This window comes from Bartonella sp. CE47NXGY (assembly GCF_042195415.1).
GTDB lineage: Bacteria > Pseudomonadota > Alphaproteobacteria > Rhizobiales > Rhizobiaceae > Bartonella.
Genome location: NZ_JBHIOI010000026.1, coordinates 1 through 17,432, shown reverse-complemented (window position 1 = coordinate 17,432; position 17,432 = coordinate 1). Strand labels below are relative to the sequence as shown.

The 17,432-nt window shown below is 37.9% G+C and carries 16 protein-coding genes and 3 pseudogenes; 14 read left to right on the top strand and 5 right to left on the bottom strand.

Annotated elements, in window-relative coordinates; genetic code table 11:
• From ACFIL3_RS07440 to ACFIL3_RS07430, 3 genes and pseudogenes are all read left to right on the top strand, one after another.
• A pseudogene (locus ACFIL3_RS07440) lies at window positions 1–258 on the top strand (electron transfer flavoprotein subunit beta/FixA family protein); the annotation flags it as partial.
• 51 nt (window positions 259–309) lie between these two features.
• A complete protein-coding gene (locus ACFIL3_RS07435) occupies window positions 310–1,230 on the top strand; it encodes an electron transfer flavoprotein subunit alpha/FixB family protein (protein ID WP_375681995.1) in 921 nt (306 codons plus the stop codon).
• 3 nt (window positions 1,231–1,233) lie between these two features.
• Window positions 1,234–2,898, top strand: coding sequence for a 4Fe-4S dicluster domain-containing protein (locus tag ACFIL3_RS07430; RefSeq protein ID WP_375647183.1), 1,665 nt, complete (start codon window positions 1,234–1,236; stop codon window positions 2,896–2,898).
• A 580-nt stretch (window positions 2,899–3,478) separates the two neighbouring features.
• On the opposite strand, the gene ACFIL3_RS07425 is transcribed toward ACFIL3_RS07430, so the two are convergent.
• Entirely contained in the window at window positions 3,479–3,637 is a 159-nt protein-coding gene (locus tag ACFIL3_RS07425; RefSeq protein WP_375638534.1) for a hypothetical protein, read from the bottom strand.
• A 1,311-nt stretch (window positions 3,638–4,948) separates the two neighbouring features.
• Here ACFIL3_RS07425 and rsmI point away from each other — a divergent pair.
• The 4 genes from rsmI (at window position 4,949) to ACFIL3_RS07405 (ending at window position 7,405) form a co-directional block, all read left to right on the top strand.
• Window positions 4,949–5,836 (top strand): 16S rRNA (cytidine(1402)-2'-O)-methyltransferase, encoded by an 888-nt coding sequence (rsmI, locus tag ACFIL3_RS07420; protein WP_375613498.1) that lies wholly within the window; start codon window positions 4,949–4,951, stop codon window positions 5,834–5,836.
• 4 nt (window positions 5,837–5,840) lie between these two features.
• Window positions 5,841–6,209 (top strand): YraN family protein, encoded by a 369-nt coding sequence (locus ACFIL3_RS07415; RefSeq protein ID WP_375613510.1) that lies wholly within the window; start codon window positions 5,841–5,843, stop codon window positions 6,207–6,209.
• A 102-nt stretch (window positions 6,210–6,311) separates the two neighbouring features.
• A complete protein-coding gene (locus ACFIL3_RS07410) occupies window positions 6,312–6,557 on the top strand; it encodes a hypothetical protein (protein WP_375612261.1) in 246 nt (81 codons plus the stop codon).
• A gap of 56 nt (window positions 6,558–6,613) precedes the next feature.
• Window positions 6,614–7,405: a pyrroline-5-carboxylate reductase gene (locus tag ACFIL3_RS07405; RefSeq protein WP_375613497.1), complete on the top strand. Its 792-nt coding sequence runs from the start codon at window positions 6,614–6,616 to the stop codon at window positions 7,403–7,405.
• Between the two features lie 373 nt (window positions 7,406–7,778).
• Here the strand turns inward: ACFIL3_RS07405 and ACFIL3_RS07400 are convergent, their stop codons facing one another.
• Complete coding sequence (locus tag ACFIL3_RS07400; protein WP_375681994.1) at window positions 7,779–8,840, bottom strand: Mrp/NBP35 family ATP-binding protein; 1,062 nt, start codon at window positions 8,838–8,840, stop codon at window positions 7,779–7,781.
• A gap of 584 nt (window positions 8,841–9,424) precedes the next feature.
• On the opposite strand from ACFIL3_RS07400, the gene rpmH reads away from it, so the two are divergent.
• From rpmH to ACFIL3_RS07365, 7 genes are all read left to right on the top strand, one after another.
• Complete coding sequence (rpmH, locus tag ACFIL3_RS07395) at window positions 9,425–9,559, top strand: 50S ribosomal protein L34 (RefSeq protein ID WP_375612258.1); 135 nt, start codon at window positions 9,425–9,427, stop codon at window positions 9,557–9,559.
• Between the two features lie 117 nt (window positions 9,560–9,676).
• Entirely contained in the window at window positions 9,677–10,069 is a 393-nt protein-coding gene (gene rnpA / locus ACFIL3_RS07390; protein WP_375612257.1) for a ribonuclease P protein component, read from the top strand.
• Window positions 10,059–11,897 carry a membrane protein insertase YidC gene (yidC, locus tag ACFIL3_RS07385; protein WP_375681993.1) on the top strand — a complete coding sequence of 613 codons (1,839 nt, stop codon included), beginning with the start codon at window positions 10,059–10,061 and terminating at the stop codon, window positions 11,895–11,897. The genes rnpA and yidC overlap by 11 nt, the downstream gene beginning before the upstream one ends.
• Window positions 11,894–12,538: a ribosome biogenesis GTP-binding protein YihA/YsxC gene (gene yihA, locus ACFIL3_RS07380; protein WP_375652905.1), complete on the top strand. Its 645-nt coding sequence runs from the start codon at window positions 11,894–11,896 to the stop codon at window positions 12,536–12,538. The genes yidC and yihA overlap by 4 nt, the downstream gene beginning before the upstream one ends.
• 139 nt (window positions 12,539–12,677) lie before the next feature.
• A complete protein-coding gene (locus ACFIL3_RS07375) occupies window positions 12,678–13,370 on the top strand; it encodes a glutathione S-transferase family protein (RefSeq protein ID WP_375612254.1) in 693 nt (230 codons plus the stop codon).
• Window positions 13,371–14,584: 1,214 nt separating this feature from the next.
• Window positions 14,585–15,751 carry a tyrosine-type recombinase/integrase gene (locus ACFIL3_RS07370; RefSeq protein WP_375681992.1) on the top strand — a complete coding sequence of 389 codons (1,167 nt, stop codon included), beginning with the start codon at window positions 14,585–14,587 and terminating at the stop codon, window positions 15,749–15,751.
• A 207-nt stretch (window positions 15,752–15,958) separates the two neighbouring features.
• Entirely contained in the window at window positions 15,959–16,159 is a 201-nt protein-coding gene (locus ACFIL3_RS07365; RefSeq protein WP_375634691.1) for a helix-turn-helix transcriptional regulator, read from the top strand.
• Between the two features lie 54 nt (window positions 16,160–16,213).
• Here ACFIL3_RS07365 and ACFIL3_RS07360 read toward each other — a convergent pair whose 3' ends face one another.
• The 3 genes and pseudogenes from ACFIL3_RS07360 to ACFIL3_RS07350 all read right to left on the bottom strand — a co-directional run.
• Window positions 16,214–16,573: a hypothetical protein gene (locus ACFIL3_RS07360; protein WP_273724680.1), complete on the bottom strand. Its 360-nt coding sequence runs from the start codon at window positions 16,571–16,573 to the stop codon at window positions 16,214–16,216.
• A gap of 177 nt (window positions 16,574–16,750) precedes the next feature.
• A pseudogene (locus ACFIL3_RS07355) lies at window positions 16,751–17,157 on the bottom strand (hypothetical protein).
• Window positions 17,154–17,432 (bottom strand): annotated as a pseudogene (locus ACFIL3_RS07350) (filamentous hemagglutinin); the annotation flags it as partial. The pseudogenes ACFIL3_RS07350 and ACFIL3_RS07355, both read right to left, overlap by 4 nt.

Below are 17,432 nucleotides of genomic sequence, written 5' to 3'. Positions count from 1 at the left end.
CAAACCCTTTGTCTTCCCCTTCCCATGGTTATGACCGCCGATCTACGGCTCAATGAACCGCGTTACACCTCTCTCCCCAATATCATGAAAGCAAAAAAGAAAATCATTGAACAAAAATCTCTTACTGATCTTGGCGTCGATACGAAAGCACGCTTAATAATTTTAAGCGTTGAAGAGCCAAAACCCCGTCAATCCGGTATAAAAGTGGCAAATGTAGTAGAACTTGTCAGAGCCTTAAAACAGAAGAACTGCATTTAATATTCTCACCACTAGAGTAAAAGCAACACTCACATAAAAGGGCAAAAACTTATGGCAATTCTTTTATTGGCCGATCATAATACAGAAGAAACAGCAAAAGCACTCACCGCTGCACGCGTACTCAGTAATGATATCGATATTCTGGTTTGCGGAGAAAAAATTCAAACGATAGCGGAAAATAGTGCTAAACTTAATGGTGTGCGGCAAGTTCTTATTGCAAAAGCAGACTATTTAGCCCATCAACTTGCCGAGCCTATGTCAGATACAATTCTCATGTTAGCAAAGGATTATGATGTGATCATGGCAGCATCCAGCAGTACTGGGAAAAATGTGATGCCGCGCGTAGCAGCTCTTCTTGATCTTATGCAAATTTCAGATATTACCGCCATTCTTTCACCCAATACCTTCAAACGACCAATTTATGCAGGCAATGCATTTGAAACTGTACGCACCAATGATTATAAAAAAATTATAACAGTTCGCACCGCTTCTTTCACCCCAACGCCTTCCCAAAATAATTCTGCTCCCATTAAAACAATAACACCAGCTCCCAATCCAAATCTTTCTTCTTTCGTAAAAGCAGAGACAAACAAAAGTGATCGTCCTGATCTCACCTCAGCCCGTGTTATTATATCAGGCGGGCGTGGTCTTGGTTCTCAAGAGAAATTTATGGCCCTGCTTCTTCCTCTTGCAAACAAATTAAATGCTGCTTTAGGTGCCAGCCGCGCAGCAGTGGACGCAGGCTATGCTCCCAATGATTGGCAAATTGGACAAACAGGAAAAGTCGTTGCCCCTGAACTCTATATCGCCGTTGGCATTTCCGGTGCAATCCAGCATTTAGCCGGTATAATGGATGCACAAATTATTGTTGCCATTAATAACGATGAAGAAGCTCCCATCATGCAAATTGCCGATTACACCCTTGTAGGTGATCTCCACCAAATTATTCCAGAATTGGAGAAAGCTTTATAAGCCATGAAAGCACTTCTGCATGACCAACGTGAAAGTATGGAGTTTGACATAGTCATTGTCGGAGCAGGACCAGCAGGGCTTTCTGCCGCAATTCGTTTTAAACAAATTAATCCTGAGCTTTCTGTCACAATTGTTGAAAAAGGAACCGAAGTTGGTGCACATATTCTCTCTGGCGCAGTTGTTGACCCCATTGGTATCGACACACTCTTACCAGAATGGCGAAATGATAACGACCATCCCTTTACAACCCCTGTCACACAAGACCAATTTTTTTTTCTAAAGCCTCAAAAGTCCACAGTATTTCCCAATATTTTGCACCCTAAAATCTTATCAAATAACGGATGTTATATCGTTTCGCTTGGGAGCGTCTGCCGCTGGCTAAGCAAAAAAGCTGAAGCGTTGGGTGTTGAAATCTATCCTGGTTTTGCAGCAACAGAACCCATCATCCAAAAAGATAACGGAGCTATCATTGGTGTTCTCACCGGTGATATGGGGCTTAACAAAGATGGAACCCCTGGAAAAAATTATATGCCTGGGATGGCTTTATTAGCAAAATATACTCTGATTGCGGAAGGAGCACGCGGCTCAATTGCAAAACAACTGATACAACATTTTAATCTTAGCAAAAATCGAGAACCACAAAAATTTGGTCTTGGTCTCAAGGAGCTCTGGGAAATTGCCCCCAACAAACACCAACGCGGTTTAGTACAACATTTCACGGGTTGGCCCTTAGACAATAATACCGGTGGCGGTGGCTTTATTTATCACCAAGAAAACAATATCATTTCTGTCGGTTTTGTTGTGCACTTAGATTACAAAAATCCTTATCTTTCTCCCTTTGAAGAATTTCAACGTTTTAAAACACATCCAAAACTCTATAAAATCTTTAAAGGCGCAAAACGTCTTTCCTATGGTGCACGTGTTATCAGCGAAGGAGGTTGGCAATCTGTACCAAAACTCACCTTTCCTGGTGGGGCGCTTATTGGCTGCTCTGCTGGATTTGTCAATGTTCCTCGTATCAAAGGATCACACAATGCCATCTTATCTGGCATATTAGCTGCCGATAAAATGGCTACCGCTCTTGCACAAGGGCGTGCCCATGATGAGGTTAAAGAAATCGAAGAACAGTGGCGAAAAGGGCTCATTGGCAAAGATCTTTATAAAGTGCGAAATGCCAAACCGCTCTGGGCAAAATATGGGACAAAATATGGAATTAAACTTGCTGGTTTTGATATGTGGTGGCAACAACTGTTCGGATTTTCCTTATTTAAAACACTCTCCCACGGAAAGGAAGATTATGCATGCCTTGAACCAGCAGAAAAATTTCAACCCATTTCTTACCCAAAACCAGATGGCGTTGTAACCTTTGATCGCCTTTCAAGTGTTGCCCTTTCCAATACGCATCATGAAGAAAATCAACCTTGTCATTTAAAAATAGCCTCATTAAAAAAGCAAAAGGACTCTGAATATGCAATCTATGGAGGACCCTCTACACGCTATTGTCCCGCCGCTGTCTACGAGTGGCTAGAGGATAATGATCATCTGACTTATATGATAAACGCTTCAAATTGCATACATTGTAAAACATGCGATATCAAAGATCCAAACCAAAATATCACTTGGATCTGTCCGCAAGGCAATGAGGGCCCCTTCTATCCCAATATGTAATTCCCCAATGTATAATCATTGTTCATTTTCCTAAAATTGAAATATACAAAACGCAATGGATAAAAATATTTCCCTCAGATCAGAAATCTATCAATCACCTTCCTGCATACGTTCTTTCACAATGTAAAAAGAACTCTATTCTCATATAAAATACTCTCTTCACCGCATGAATTTTTTCAATAGAAAAACATAACATATTTTTATCAAAATTTTTTTATTTAAATGACAAAACAATAATAAATATATTCTTGACAATTCTGCGATAAAGGAACAGCCGCGGTTCTCGAAAACCTGAAGGAAAATAAGCCCGTTCTACTTTACCCCCTCTCCCATATGATCCAAAATGCTTTTAGCCCTCTCATAAGAAACATCAGTCGTTTTAACTAGCCAAGAGCAAAACCTACGGAGGTACAATTCAAGTTTATTTTTTCTCCTACACTTGCCAAGTAATGCTCACTCAAGAAAAACCACGAATGAATGTAGAAAAAACATTGTGAGATAAAGAGATAAAGAGCATGCTTGTTCAAGCCCTTTATAATGTTTCTACTGATAATGACACGAAAAAATCTTTAATCTCACATTAACCTTTTATTTTTGCATCAAGGATAATCGCCTTGCATCTAACCTTACCAATATACTGCAATGAATGTGTACAAATACCGTAAGAATAAGCAGATGCCAAGCCATGGAGACTATCGCTATTAGCAAAACACCTGATAAAAAACAAAATAGCTTTCATGACCACTCTATGACGCGTTTTATAGAGTTGTTTTTTTTATAAAGCTTGTGCTTTCGCTATTGCTTGTAAATCAACATCCAAATTGAACACAAGTGGTATATTTAAAAGAAAGATTAAGGTGAATGAAAGCTCTGCACGCCGTTCCAGCTTTTGTAGCTAGAGCAAAAATATTGCATATTCTATTTGAGTAATCTCTGAAACGAAAATACAGCTTCATTTAGCAAGAACATCAAATCTGAAAGGAAAAAACTGTTTTCCTCTTTACTATCATCTGTCCATTCGGTTTTAAAACTTTCAAAAGCATCACAATATCCTCTAAAAAGAAGAGATAACGTATTGTCCCCGCTTTTATTACTTACGTTTTTTTATGGGAGCATATCCTTCAGAAAAAATAAGGTATCCAAAATTAAAGCAGACTTGTGTTGTTCAGTCATGGGCTTGTTTTTAAGAGATAGCTCTCATATCAAACAATAATTTTGCGACACTATCCGAAAAAGGTATAACGCAATCCTGTGAACGAACAGTTCCATATTTATGAAATAAAAAGTACAAACTAACAGCATTATTTTCTCTGCGATCTCCAATGAGGCGATAATCTTTGTTTTAAGGAGGTTTCAAGATGCACAAAAATGATTTTGATTAATTGACTATAAGAAGAGCTGAGATAATGTTACGATATTTAAAGCTCCTAATTAATAGGCAAAATAATAAATTTTCTATTATAAATCAAATGTTTAAGATAAAATTTAGCCTTAAACTTTTCTAAGGTACTCATTATACTGTATACTGTTAAAGCTGTAGAGAATATGAAAAAATAAAGTATTTTGCTGATAAGAGCTTATATTTGATCAAGTCAGCTGCCAGTTAACTGTATGTGTTTCAAAAGGGGCTGTTTACATTTGCTCAGAAAAACAGTTTGGATATCAATAGAATATTTGAAAAATCGGCGTTATGGAAATAATCTAAAAAGCTTAGCTTTTAAAAGAGCACAAACAAGCATGAGATTATAACATTGGGTAAAATTGTTTTTTGGTTCTCGAAGGAAAAACTTTATAGAAAATCATGGGGTAGATAGAATATTGGTTACATTTGGAATTTGTTTTACTGGAAAAAATAACGCGGATCAAAATAGATAATAATGTTAAATTAAGATATTAAATATGAAATTATCTTATTGTAGTGTAATCGATTATTCGAATAAGGTAAGCCTTTGTAATGATAAAAAATGTGCTGGTAAAAAATGAGCTAAAATGGCTTATGAGTATGGATAAAAATCTTGTGGTGAGGAGAATTTAATGAAAAGAAAAGAGCATGTGTGAAAAAGCATATTTTATAGGTGCGCATGCTTATTCTGCACCCGTTATAGAATCAGGGCTTTATCTTGTGGCAACACCTATCGGAAATCTTGCAGATATTACGCTTCGTGCTTTGCAAGTACTTGCAGGAATTGATATTTTAGCGTGTGAGGATACGCGAGTAACACGTGTTTTGTTGGAACGTTACGGTATTCAAAAAAAACCTTTTCTCTATCATGAATATAATGCGCAAAAAGCGGGTCCGAAGCTCTTAGCGGCTTTAGCAGAAAACAAAACAGTAGCACTTGTTTCAGATGCCGGAACACCACTTATTTCTGATCCTGGATTTCGATTGGTGGAAGAGGCCCGTAAAGCTGGTCATAAAATTATTCCTATTCCTGGAGCATCCGCTCTTTTAGCCGCTCTTATACCGACAGGGCTTCCTACTGATAGCTTTTTTTTTGCAGGTTTTTTGAGTGCACGAAAGCTACAGCGCCGAAAACGGTTGGAACAATTAAAAGAGATTCCAGCAACTTTGATTTTTTATGAATCACCGCATCGTCTTGTTGAAACTTTACAGGATATGGTCACTCTTTTTTCGGCTGATCGACCTGCTGCCATTTGTCGTGAATTAACAAAAAAGTTTGAAACAGTAGATGTTTCCAATTTGGGAAATTTGTTAGAAAATTACAGAAAACAAGCACATATTCGTGGGGAAATTGTTGTCCTTGTTGGAGAATCATCTTCTTCTTTAAATGTGATAAGTGATCAAGAAATTGATGAAATGCTATTAGAACGCGCACGGACACATTCTGCTGCTCAAGCGGCAGCTTTTGTTGCAAAAAAAACCGGTTTTAAAAAGCAGGAACTTTTTCAGCGATTAATCTTTTTAAAAAATGCGTAAAATGATACAAAAAAAACGCAGACAAAAGTCTTTTTATCGAGGGGTTCGTGCAGAAAAATTGGCAGCTTTGTGGCTACGTTGCAAAGGGTTTCACATTGCCGAAAGGCGTTTTAAAACAAAATGTGGAGAAATTGATTTAATTGCACGACGCGGAAATCTTGTGTTAATCGTTGAAGTTAAAGCACGTTCAACGTTGGCTGAAGCAATGGAAGCGGTTTCCCGAATGAATGAAAAGCGAATTGAGGCAGCTGCCGATATTTGGCTCGCACGGCAAAAAGATTATGCCCTTTTGTCTGTACGCTTTGATTTAATTGCAATTTTACCTTGGCGTTGGCCACAGCATATCCCTGCATTTTTTACATCTGATCAATAAACGGCACCCCCCGTTTTAACCATATTCAATAAAAAACATTTCGTTTTTATGTGCATATGCGTTAAAAAGTGTGTAATAATTGAGCGCTATAAGGAGCGAAATATGGATGATTATGAAAAGTTTGCAACAGGTTTGCTCATCATTTTTGGAGCGCTAATTATTGGTGGTTTAATGGCAATGCATATTGTGCTTATGAATAAACCAGGTTTTTTATTTGCATTAGCCGCAGCTGTTGTTGGTTGGTTTTCTGCTTTTGCCGTTCTCTTTGACAAGCCCAAAATCTATTTGGTTTTGATTATTCTTGCTATGTTATGTGTTGCTTCTTCAATTAGCGTTTATGTTAGTTAAAACACCTGAGATGTTGATTGAAATTCCTTTTAAAATATGAAACTGAGAAATAGATAATGAGACTTGGCTTTTTGGGAACGGGTACAATCAGTGCTTCAATGGTGAATGGCTTAATGACAAGCAACTTTGATGTTTCTTCCATTATTGTTTCGCCTCGCAATGCACAAACAGCAAAGCGCCTTTCACGCACTTATGATAAAGTTATGATTGCTGAAAATAACCAAGCGTTGCTCGATGTTAGTGATTGTGTTTTTCTTTGCTTGCCCAATCAAATTGCAGAAGACGTTTTGCGCTCTCTTTGTTTTCGTCCAGAACAGCTGGTTATTTCCGTACTTGCTATGGCAAAAGCAGCAGAAATAGAAGAGTGGATTAATCATAAAGTTTATCGTGCTGTTCCATTACCTTTTGTTGCAGAATGCAAAAATTTGACACCAATCTATCCCAATCATCCCTTTTTGCGCACTTTATTTGATGCATTGGGGGGCACATTGGTGCTGGATAAGGAAGAGCAGTTTAATCTTTTTATGACAGCTGGTTCACTTATGGGAGTATATTTTAATTTTATAAAAACTGCCCATCAATGGTTTATAACACAAGGGTTAAAAAAACAACAATCAGCAGAATTCCTTACCATGATGTTTGGAAATCTTACAGATGAAATGCGTAAAACTATAGCAACGGATCGTTCTGTATCTCTCGATTTTGCACTGCTTGAAAAAGAGTTTTCAACAAAGGGTGGAACAAATGAATTTTTGTCAAATTACTTTTCTCAACAAGGGGGAAAGAATGCTTTAACAATGGCTCTTGAAGCTACTTTGCAAAAAATGAATGCTTCTAAAAAGACTTGACCAATATTTTTATCATCTCAATAAGAAAAAACTAAATGTTGAAGATGTATATCAAGAAAACTCACATCAAAAAATGCTTTTTTATGAAAAAATTGATTATTAAAATATTTTTTACAACCTTTTACAATTTTTCTAAATTATTTTTATTTTCGGTCTTCTTCTTTTTGCCTCAAGTCCAATATTTTTTTCTACCTCACAGCTCTAGCTCTTCAATTTTGTTCCCCTTCAGGTTATCCAAACGCATGAATAATTTTTTGTTTATTTAACCTATATACTCCATTCACACATTAAAACTTCCTCTTACAAAGAAGCGACTATTTTTATGTCTTTCATGATTGTGTTTTAATAAACTCTCTTATAACATCCCCCCCATTCAAAAGAGTTGATTTTTTATTTGATCAACAATTTTACGATATAGTTTAGCATGCTCTTCACTAGGCTTAGCAACAAAAATAGGGATTCCTTCATCTGAAGACAATCGTAAAGCTGGATCAAGCGGTATTTCTGCTAAGAAAGGGACCTCTCGACGTTCTGCTTCTGCCCGTGCACCACCATAGCCAAAAATATCGTAGCGTTTTCCTGTATCAGGAGCGATAAAACAACTCATATTCTCAATGAGTCCTAAAATAGGAACATTGACTTTCATGAACATTTCTATTGCTTTACGCGCATCCACTAAAGCAAGATCTTGGGGCGTAGAAACAACCAACGCACCCGTTAATTGTACCTGTTGCGCAAGCGTTAATTGTGCATCCCCTGTACCTGGCGGCATATCAACGACTAAAACGTCCAAAGGCCCCCATACAACATCTCGTAACAATTGCGTTACAGCTGCCATAACCATAGGACCGCGCCAGACCACCGGCTTTTCTTCCTCCACCAAAAATCCCATCGACATCAATTTCAGTCCAAATTTTTCAAGAGGTTGAAGCTTTTTTTCTCCAATAAGCTGTGGTTTTTGATTAACAAGTCCTGTCAAACGTGGCAACGAAGGACCATAAATATCAGCATCCATCACCCCCGTCTTGAAACCAGAATCTTGTAAAGCTAAGGCGATATTTATTGCCATCGTAGATTTCCCGACCCCTCCTTTTCCAGAAGCAACAGCAATCACATGCCTCACACCTTCTATGGGCATTTTGATCGGTAAGAGATTGGCTCTCCGACTAGGTGCTGTCTTTGTTATTTTTTCTGCTGTAAGTGTAACAACAGCAGATTTCACTCCCTCCAAAGCACATACCACCTTTTCAGCAGAACGACGCAATGATTCCCATTTTTGCACACCTCCATCAGGAACTGTAATGGAAAAGAAAACCTTACCATCAGCAATCAATATTTCTGAAAGAAGACCCAACGACACAATATCGCTTTCAAGATCTGGTCCTTTGATTGTACGTAATACGTTGCGGACAGCCTCACTTGTGATAAGATCCATGTTCTTTCCTCTCTATAAAAATACCAGCAAATATAAGCATAAGAACGAAAAATACTTACAAGGTTCATCACCTGATAATTTTCTACTTTACTCAGCATTATAAAGTATACATCTCTTATCTCTTTAAAAATATGAAACCATCCTTAAAATAAAGAAGCTCAAACATAAAATCTGCTATAAAATCCTATCAATCACGTTTGTGCTACAACCACTTTAATGAATATTCTGATAAAAATTTTGTAAAAACAAAAACTGAAAAAAACTCTTAATCTTAAAGGATATTTTAAATTGAGCATACAGTAATCAGTCACACCTTCTTTAATTCTTTAAGGCCCTCGCCATTTATGTTCTGTAGCTTCAATCGTTATTTTCTAACACTCCTACAGTATTGTAAAAAAGCGTTACAGATAGTTATAAGGTGTTTTGTATTCTTTCAAGAGAGAGAAAAACAATCTAAGATTGACTTTTTTTATATTTTTCCTTATGGGTTAACAGCCGTATGATAGGATAAAATTGTTTATCTCGCGCATAACTACTCATAAAACGAAGATTAAGAAGGGCCGCACTCCGCGGTATTTAAATAAATGAAACGTACTTACCAACCCTCTAAACTTGTCCGTAAACGCCGCCATGGGTTTCGTGCACGCATGGCCACAGCTGGAGGACGTAAAATTATTGCTGCAAGACGTGCTCGTGGACGTAAGCGGCTTTCTGCTTAACCATTTAAATTTTCACAACCGTTGAGGATTGCTCATCGTTTCTTCGTTGTGAAACTTTTATTATGAACCTACAATGTCTGCTTGCAGGCATTTAATGAAATTGCGAAATATTCTTTTATGAAGAAAAAACATCCCTGCCGTATTCGCAAAAGAGCAGACTTTTTGGCTGTCCGTACAGGAGAAAAACGACGTGGTCCTTTATTTTTGCTCGAAGTTAAATCTCGTGAACAAACAACAGAAAGAAAAGATTCTCTTTTTGCACGTGTAGGCTTCACTGTTACCCGTAAAAACGGTAATGCTGTGAAACGTAATCGTATTAAAAGGCGCTTGCGTGAGGCCGTGAGAGTTGGTGTAACAAATCACATGGAAGCAGGAACAGACTATGTCATTGTAGCGTACCGTGATGTGTTACATGCACCTTTTACATCCTTGATTAGTGAATTAAATCGGCGAATAAAACCAAAAATAAAACATCAGCAACAACAACAAGGGTGTACGGATGGAATATAATCGCAATTTCTTTATCGCTATTGGCTTATCTTTCGTGGTGCTCATCGCATGGCAATTTCTTCATGTTGCTCCCAAACAAGCAAAGTTACAAAAACAACAAGTCATCGCACAGCAATTGTCAAAACAACAATCAGCCCTTTCTACTACCACGACAGATTTTTCTGACGATACCTCAACGTATCAAGCTACATCTATCATCGAACAGCCCATGACACCTGAAATCCGGAAAGCTGTATTGGCCAAAACAGAGCGTATTGCGATCCAAACCAATGAACTGGAAGGCTCTATTAATCTTGTTGGTGCACAATTTGATGATCTTCACCTCAAAAAATATCGTTTAACAGTCGATAAAAAATCACCGGAAATCGATTTGCTAAATCCTAAAGGCTTCAAAACAACCTACCTTGCTGAATTTGGTTTTGCAAGTGCGTCTTTGCCAGCAAAAGCCTTGCCACAATCGGATACAAAATGGCAAATAGAGGGAAACAATACAATCCTGACTCCTTCAACACCCATCACTTTAATTTATAATAATGGACAGGGACAAATCTTCCGGCGGACCCTTTCTGTTGATAATCATTTCATGTTTACCATTGAGGATTCTATCAGCAATGAAAGCGATCAACCAATACATCTCTCGTCCTATGCTCGCGTTGCACGTGCTGCACCACCAGAACATACAAATGCAACCTATTTACTTCATGAAGGTATGATAGGTATTGCTGGAGATTCGCTCAAAACTGAAAAATATAAAACCTTAGCAGAGCTTGACCCAAATCCTGATAATGGGCAAAAGAGCGTGACTTTTTCCAAAGTAACAGGAGGTTGGATTGGTATTACCGATAAATATTGGGCTGTAGCAGTTATTCCCCCGCAAAATAAAGAATATACAAGCCGTTTTATTTATTTTGATCGTTTGCAAACACATTATCAGTCTGACTTGCTAGGGTCGCTTTTAACGATTGCCCCAAATGAAACAAAAACTGTTACAAATCGTCTTTTTGCTGGTGCAAAACAAGTTGAAATTATTAATAGTTATCAAAATGACCTAAAAATCAAAAAGTTTGCTCTTTTAATTGATTGGGGCTGGTTTGATTTCATCACCAAACCAATGTTTTCCCTCATTGATATTCTTTATAAACAAACAGGGAATTTTGGTATCGCCATCCTTCTTGTCACAGTGCTCTTAAAAACTCTTCTTTTCCCTCTAGCCAATAAATCTTATAAATCTATGGCACGCATGAAGCTTTTACAACCGCGGTTGCTAGAAATAAAAGAAAAGTATCCCGATGACCAAACCAAACAACAAAAGGCAATAATAGATCTATATAAAACCGAAAAAATAAATCCCCTTGCAGGCTGTTGGCCAATGTTGGTTCAATTCCCAATATTCTTTGCTCTTTATAAAGTTCTCTATATCACTATTGAAATGCGCCATGCCCCTTTCTTTGGCTGGATTAAAGATTTAGCGGCACCCGATCCAACTTCTCTTTTTAACTTGTTTGGTCTCTTGCCATATACAACGCCAACATTTCTTATGATTGGTGCATGGCCTTTGATTATGGGAATAACGATGTTTTTACAAATGCGTATGAATCCCGCTCCTCAAGACCAAACCCAAGCGATGATATTCACATGGATGCCTGTTGTCTTTACTTTTATGCTCGCCTCTTTCCCTGTTGGTCTCGTCATCTATTGGGCATGGAACAATATATTATCAATCATTCAGCAAGGTATCATGATGAAGCGCCAAGGAGTTAAAATTGAGCTTTTTGATAATCTGAAAGCCATCTGGAGAAGATCACCCAAAAAAGAAGTGCATGAATGACAAGAGATTCTTCCCTTTCTGGAATTTTTTCTCGCAATTGGATTTTTATTCGTGGTGTACCAGCAATACGCTTTCTCCCCCCCGAAGGACCACCAGAAATTGCATTTGCAGGACGTTCCAATGTTGGAAAATCATCTTTAATCAACGCACTCGTCCAACAAAAAAGCTTAGCACGTACCTCAAATACACCAGGACGGACTCAAGAGCTTAATTATTTTGTCCCCGATGGATTCAGTGGGCAACTAGGAGACCTTCCCCCTCTAGCATTAGTAGATATGCCTGGTTATGGTTTTGCTGCTGCTCCTAAAAATCTTGTTGATGCGTGGACAAATTTGATTTTTAGCTATTTACGGGGGCGCACAACGTTAAAACGTGTATATATCTTGATTGATTCACGGCACGGAATCAAAAATAATGATGAAGATGTTCTTGCTCTCCTTGATAAAGCAGCTGTTTCTTATCACATTGTTTTGACAAAAAGCGATAAAATCAAATCAAATGCTTTGGAAAAATTAATTATGAGCACACAAACAAAGCTTCTTAAACGCCCAGCAGCTTATCCTGAGCTTCTTGTAACCTCTTCAGAAAAAGCTATCGGTTTAGAAGAATTACGTGCTGCCATTTTGCAAACCATCGCATAAGAGAACAATTCCTAGTCATTAACAATTTATTAATTATAATTACTAGCAGCTACTAATGATCTTGTACTTCTAGTCAAGCATCTTTATAAAAATGATTACTTGAAAGAATTCTCTTCAACTCTATTTGATAGTGTAAATTATGCTGACACTTTTTCACTCTCCCCTATCCTCTGCCTCGCGCTTCATACGCCTCATTCTTGGGGAATATGGTGTAACCACTCAACTGATTGAAGAATATGAATGGGCAAGAAGACACGAATTTCTAGCCCTCAATCCCGCTGGTCATGTTCCTGTTTTTCTCGATGAACACGAGGTTCCATTATCAGGTCCTCTTGTTATCTGCGAATATTTAGACGAAACACATGGAAGTTTACGACAAGAAAATAAGCTCTTTCCAGAAAATCCTTTAGATCGTGCGGAAGTACGCCGTCTCAATGACTGGTTCTTAAATAAATTCGAAAATGAAGCAACGCGCCATATCGTACGAGAACGAATCCATAAACGTGAAATGCCACTTGCCATTGGCGGTGGTGCTCCTAATTCACAAATTTTACGCAATGCACGTGCCAATATTTTACCACATATGAACTATCTCAATTGGCTCTGTGCCTCTCGCGATAGCTTAGTCGGTTCTGCCTTGTCCTATGCAGATCTAGCAGCAGCAGCCTCTATTTCTGTACTTGACTTTCTAGGGGAAATTGACTGGGAACAATCTCCTGCTGCCAAAGACTGGTATATGAGAATTAAATCACGCCCTTCTTTTCGTTCTCTTTTAACAGATCGCGTCCGCGGAATTGTTGCAAGTGCTCACTATGCAGATCTTGATTTCTAGCCTTCTCTCACAAACAAAAATAAAAGTGATATTTTATCTAAAGGATATTTATAGGTTTATGAATTTTTATGCATGCGTATAAACGATATAATGATTTATGATCGTATTAAACAGAGAATAAAACCCATTATAATTGAATCACAAAAATCACTTTCTTATCGTGTCACAAAAAAGATCAGCACAGGGATAAAAATACTTAAGAAAGCATTTTAAAGACTCTCTTTAAATACAAGAGCTGTAGCATCATTGGAAGCTAGGCAAATAAAATAACAGTACTTAACGCATGTTATACTCCATTCTCCCCAATATATGAAAAAACGCATTGCATAATATATATCCTATTTTCTCTATAATAAACAAAGCCTCATCATGCGTTTTTACAACATAACAATTTTTTTAACTGACTTTCCTAAAAGATGAAGAATCCGACCAACTCTCGTGTGTAAACAATCCAACTTCTTGTTAGCCCCTTGTTTTACCCCCTTTTTACGTGATTGTATTTATGGATAACATATTTATATACAATGATAAATAATCGTTTTTTTACTTTAATCATCAATTCCAAATACCTTTTTCTCATTACCTTCATCACATTTAAAACAATCAAAATCGCTTTCTTATGCGTCACAAATAGAATTGGTAAATGAAAGAATATTAAAGAAAAGAATGAAAATGCCTAAGTGCCAAGAATTATTAAAACATTCAAAGGCTAACAAAACGTGATAATGCTAATTTTCTCTATTTATGAAGCATAAAGATAGTGGTGCAGAATAGATGTTATATTATTCATGGATACTCTCTCGTGATACCACTCACGAGCACTATCATAAAATAAGTTTAGAAGAATTGATAAATATTTCTTTAAGAAAAGCGCATGAATTGACAACATAGGTGTATTTTGTTTGGGAGATCTTGTTTTGCATGAAGAACGCTCTCCCCTTAAAGAACGAAAGAAACAAAAGCGTAAAGTAATACACAATCTCCTTTAGGTGTCATAAGCAAACCTTACTTAGGAATATTCATTACACACTCTAACGATACAAGATATTGATTTATAATGATAATCTAGCTCTGTTCATATTGAATTAGACGCCCGAATAACGTAGGATTCTCTCATTTCAAATCTGTTTATCTTGAATCAATCAAAACCACTTGCTTGCACGTCACAAGCGGGGTTGATGTGTGGGTAAAAATTGTACAAGAAAGGAGTAAAAATGGTTCTTATGAATCGTCTTAATGCAAGGGCTGTAGCAACATTGGGAGCTGGTAAATATAATGATGGTGCCGGCTTGCTTCTTCACAAACGTAAAGATGGTGGTGCTCAATGGCTTTATCGTTATACCATTCATGGTCGGCGCCGTGAAATGGGCTTGGGTGCCTTGCGAGATGTTTCTTTAAAACAAGCTCGTGAATTGGCAACTAGGTGGCGGGCTGTTTTACGTGAGGGGCGTGACCCTATTAAAGAACGCAACAAACAAAAGCGTGAGGCAATGCGCAATCTCCATTATTTAAAAGATATTGCTCTAGATGCTTTTGAAAGCCGTAAAGCTGAATTAAAAAATGATGGTGAGTCTTGTAATTGGTTTTTACATTTACGCCTCCATATTCTCCCTAAATTAGGCTGTCTGCCCGTTTCAGAGATTACCCAAACAGAGATACGCGATACCCTTGCCCCTATTTGGCATACAAAAGCTGGAACTGCTCGAACAGCACTAATGCGTCTTAATCTTTGTCTCAAACATGCGGCTGCATTAGGGTTAGATGTTGATTTACAAGCAGTAGAAAAAGCACGCGCTCTCTTAGGCAAACAACGTCATAAAAAACAAAGCTTACCAGCCATGGATTGGAGAGATGTGCCGGCTTTTTACCAATTTCTCTGCAAAACAACAACTATAAAACATTTAGCTTTGCGTCTGCTTATCCTGACAGGCGTTCGTACCAACCCTTTGCGTCATATTCGTGAAGATCAGATTGAAGGTGATATATGGACAATCCCTGCTGAGAATATGAAAGGCAAGCGTGATGCCACAACAGAGTTTCGCGTGCCCCTATCATCTGAAGCAATAAAAGTAATTGAACAAGCCCGCTGTATCTCTAAAAGTGATTTCATCTTTTCACTTACCGGTCGTGGTCCTCTTTCACATACGATGATGGCGGCGTATATGAGAAAAAATAAAATTGAAGCTTGCCCCCATGGTTTTCGCTCTAGTTTACGCGATTGGCTAGCAGAAACAACCGATGCTCCCTATGAGGCCGCTGAAACTATTCTAAGTCATACAGTAGGAGGACAAGTAGAGCGCTCCTATCGTCGTACTGACTATCTAGAACAGCGCCGTGTCTATATGGAGAAATGGGCGGCTTATGTCACGGGTCAATCTTAAGATATGGGGTGAATAACCCCATTATCTGTGGATAACTTTAGCTCTCTTTTCTCTCATTCTCTCTCAATAAGACTCATAACGTATCACATCAGAAATTGTATGATAAAATATTGTTTTATATAAATAAAATACCTTCAAAAATGAACCAAAATGTGGTTAATAAATGGTTATGATTTGTTACCATTTTTATAGTGAAAGGATTTTAATATGACAGAAAATGATATTCTTTTAACAGACCGTGAAAGTGCAAAATTGCTTCATATGAGTGTCTCAACTTTCCGCCGTCATGTAACCAATGGCTCTTTACCAAAACCTTTAAAATTTGGTTTTTTATCGCGTTGGTTACAATCAGATCTTTTCAATGTCATCGAGCAAGCAAAACAGCAACGTTATAACGACGCGGCATAAAAAGAAAACCTTGTCACGTAAGAACGGACAAGGCTTTCTCTGCTTAAGCAAGACTTAAGGCTGGCATTCAAGTTGTTCTGAATGTTTTTTACAATAAGGGCTATTTAAGCGTCTCTCAACACTTCGCTGTGGCATAACAGCACCAGGACGACATATGGGAAGGTTGTCCGATTTATGGTTCTCACACCAATCTTGTATTGTAAAGCTAGGGCGAAAACCTGATTGCGCCATACACATTTCAATACTGGCAAATTGATTCAAATCTAGCGCCACAACCTTATTAAGGTCCGGTACTCCACATTCTAAAAGTATTTTATTTCTCCATAATGCTGGAGAAAGTGAGGGAATTGAGTTAACACATCCAGTGATACTTAACAGAGCTATACAACTCAATAGTTTTAAGATTTTCTTCATTATTCCCCTCTTTCAATGGATTTATTTACAATAAAAAAGCTCATAAGCCTGTTGATATTTCCTGTCACCGCTGCTTAAAACAACGGTGAACAATATTGAGATGATTGGTTGAGAAAACAATCCCGCCGTTCCAAGCAAAGGCAAGGATGGCAGATTGTTGATCATCACAAGAAAGACTTAAGGATAGCATTCATATTGTTCTGGATGCTTTTTACAAAAAGGGCTGTTTAAGCGCTTCTTGACACTGCGCTGTGGAACAACAGCACCTGGACGACAAATCGGGAGATTTTCGGCTTTATGGTTTACACACCATCCCCCCCCCTTTCATCTTTATAGCGGAAACCTGATTGAACCATACAAGCATGAATCGTTGCTATTGCATTGTTGCTTAAATTTCTGTTTTCTGGAAATACATCATAAGGAGCTGGCATACCACATTCTAATAAGGCTTTTCCTATTTCAGTAAAATCAGTAACACCATTTTTCTCCCACGCGCTCAAATACCCCCCAGGAGTTTTATTAAACTGACATCCTGCAATACCTAACAAAGTTACAGCACTTAATAATTTTAGAGTTTGTTTCATTTTTTACTCCATGATTTACTTAAAGGAAATTGTTCACGATGAGATGAGCCATAATTATAGCGACATTTTGGACTCGCATCTCCAAGACAAGTATGGGGACTTATGGGATTCATGACCACTCTCCACCATTCTGTCAAAACGTTACTACCAGCAGGTATTGTCTCATAAGTATAGCCATTGCCGCCAATAATTCTGCTTACAAAGTCATATCTATGCCCATCAAAGCCAACAGTGGTTTGTTTGCCATCACTCACATAACCTAACAGACCGGATGC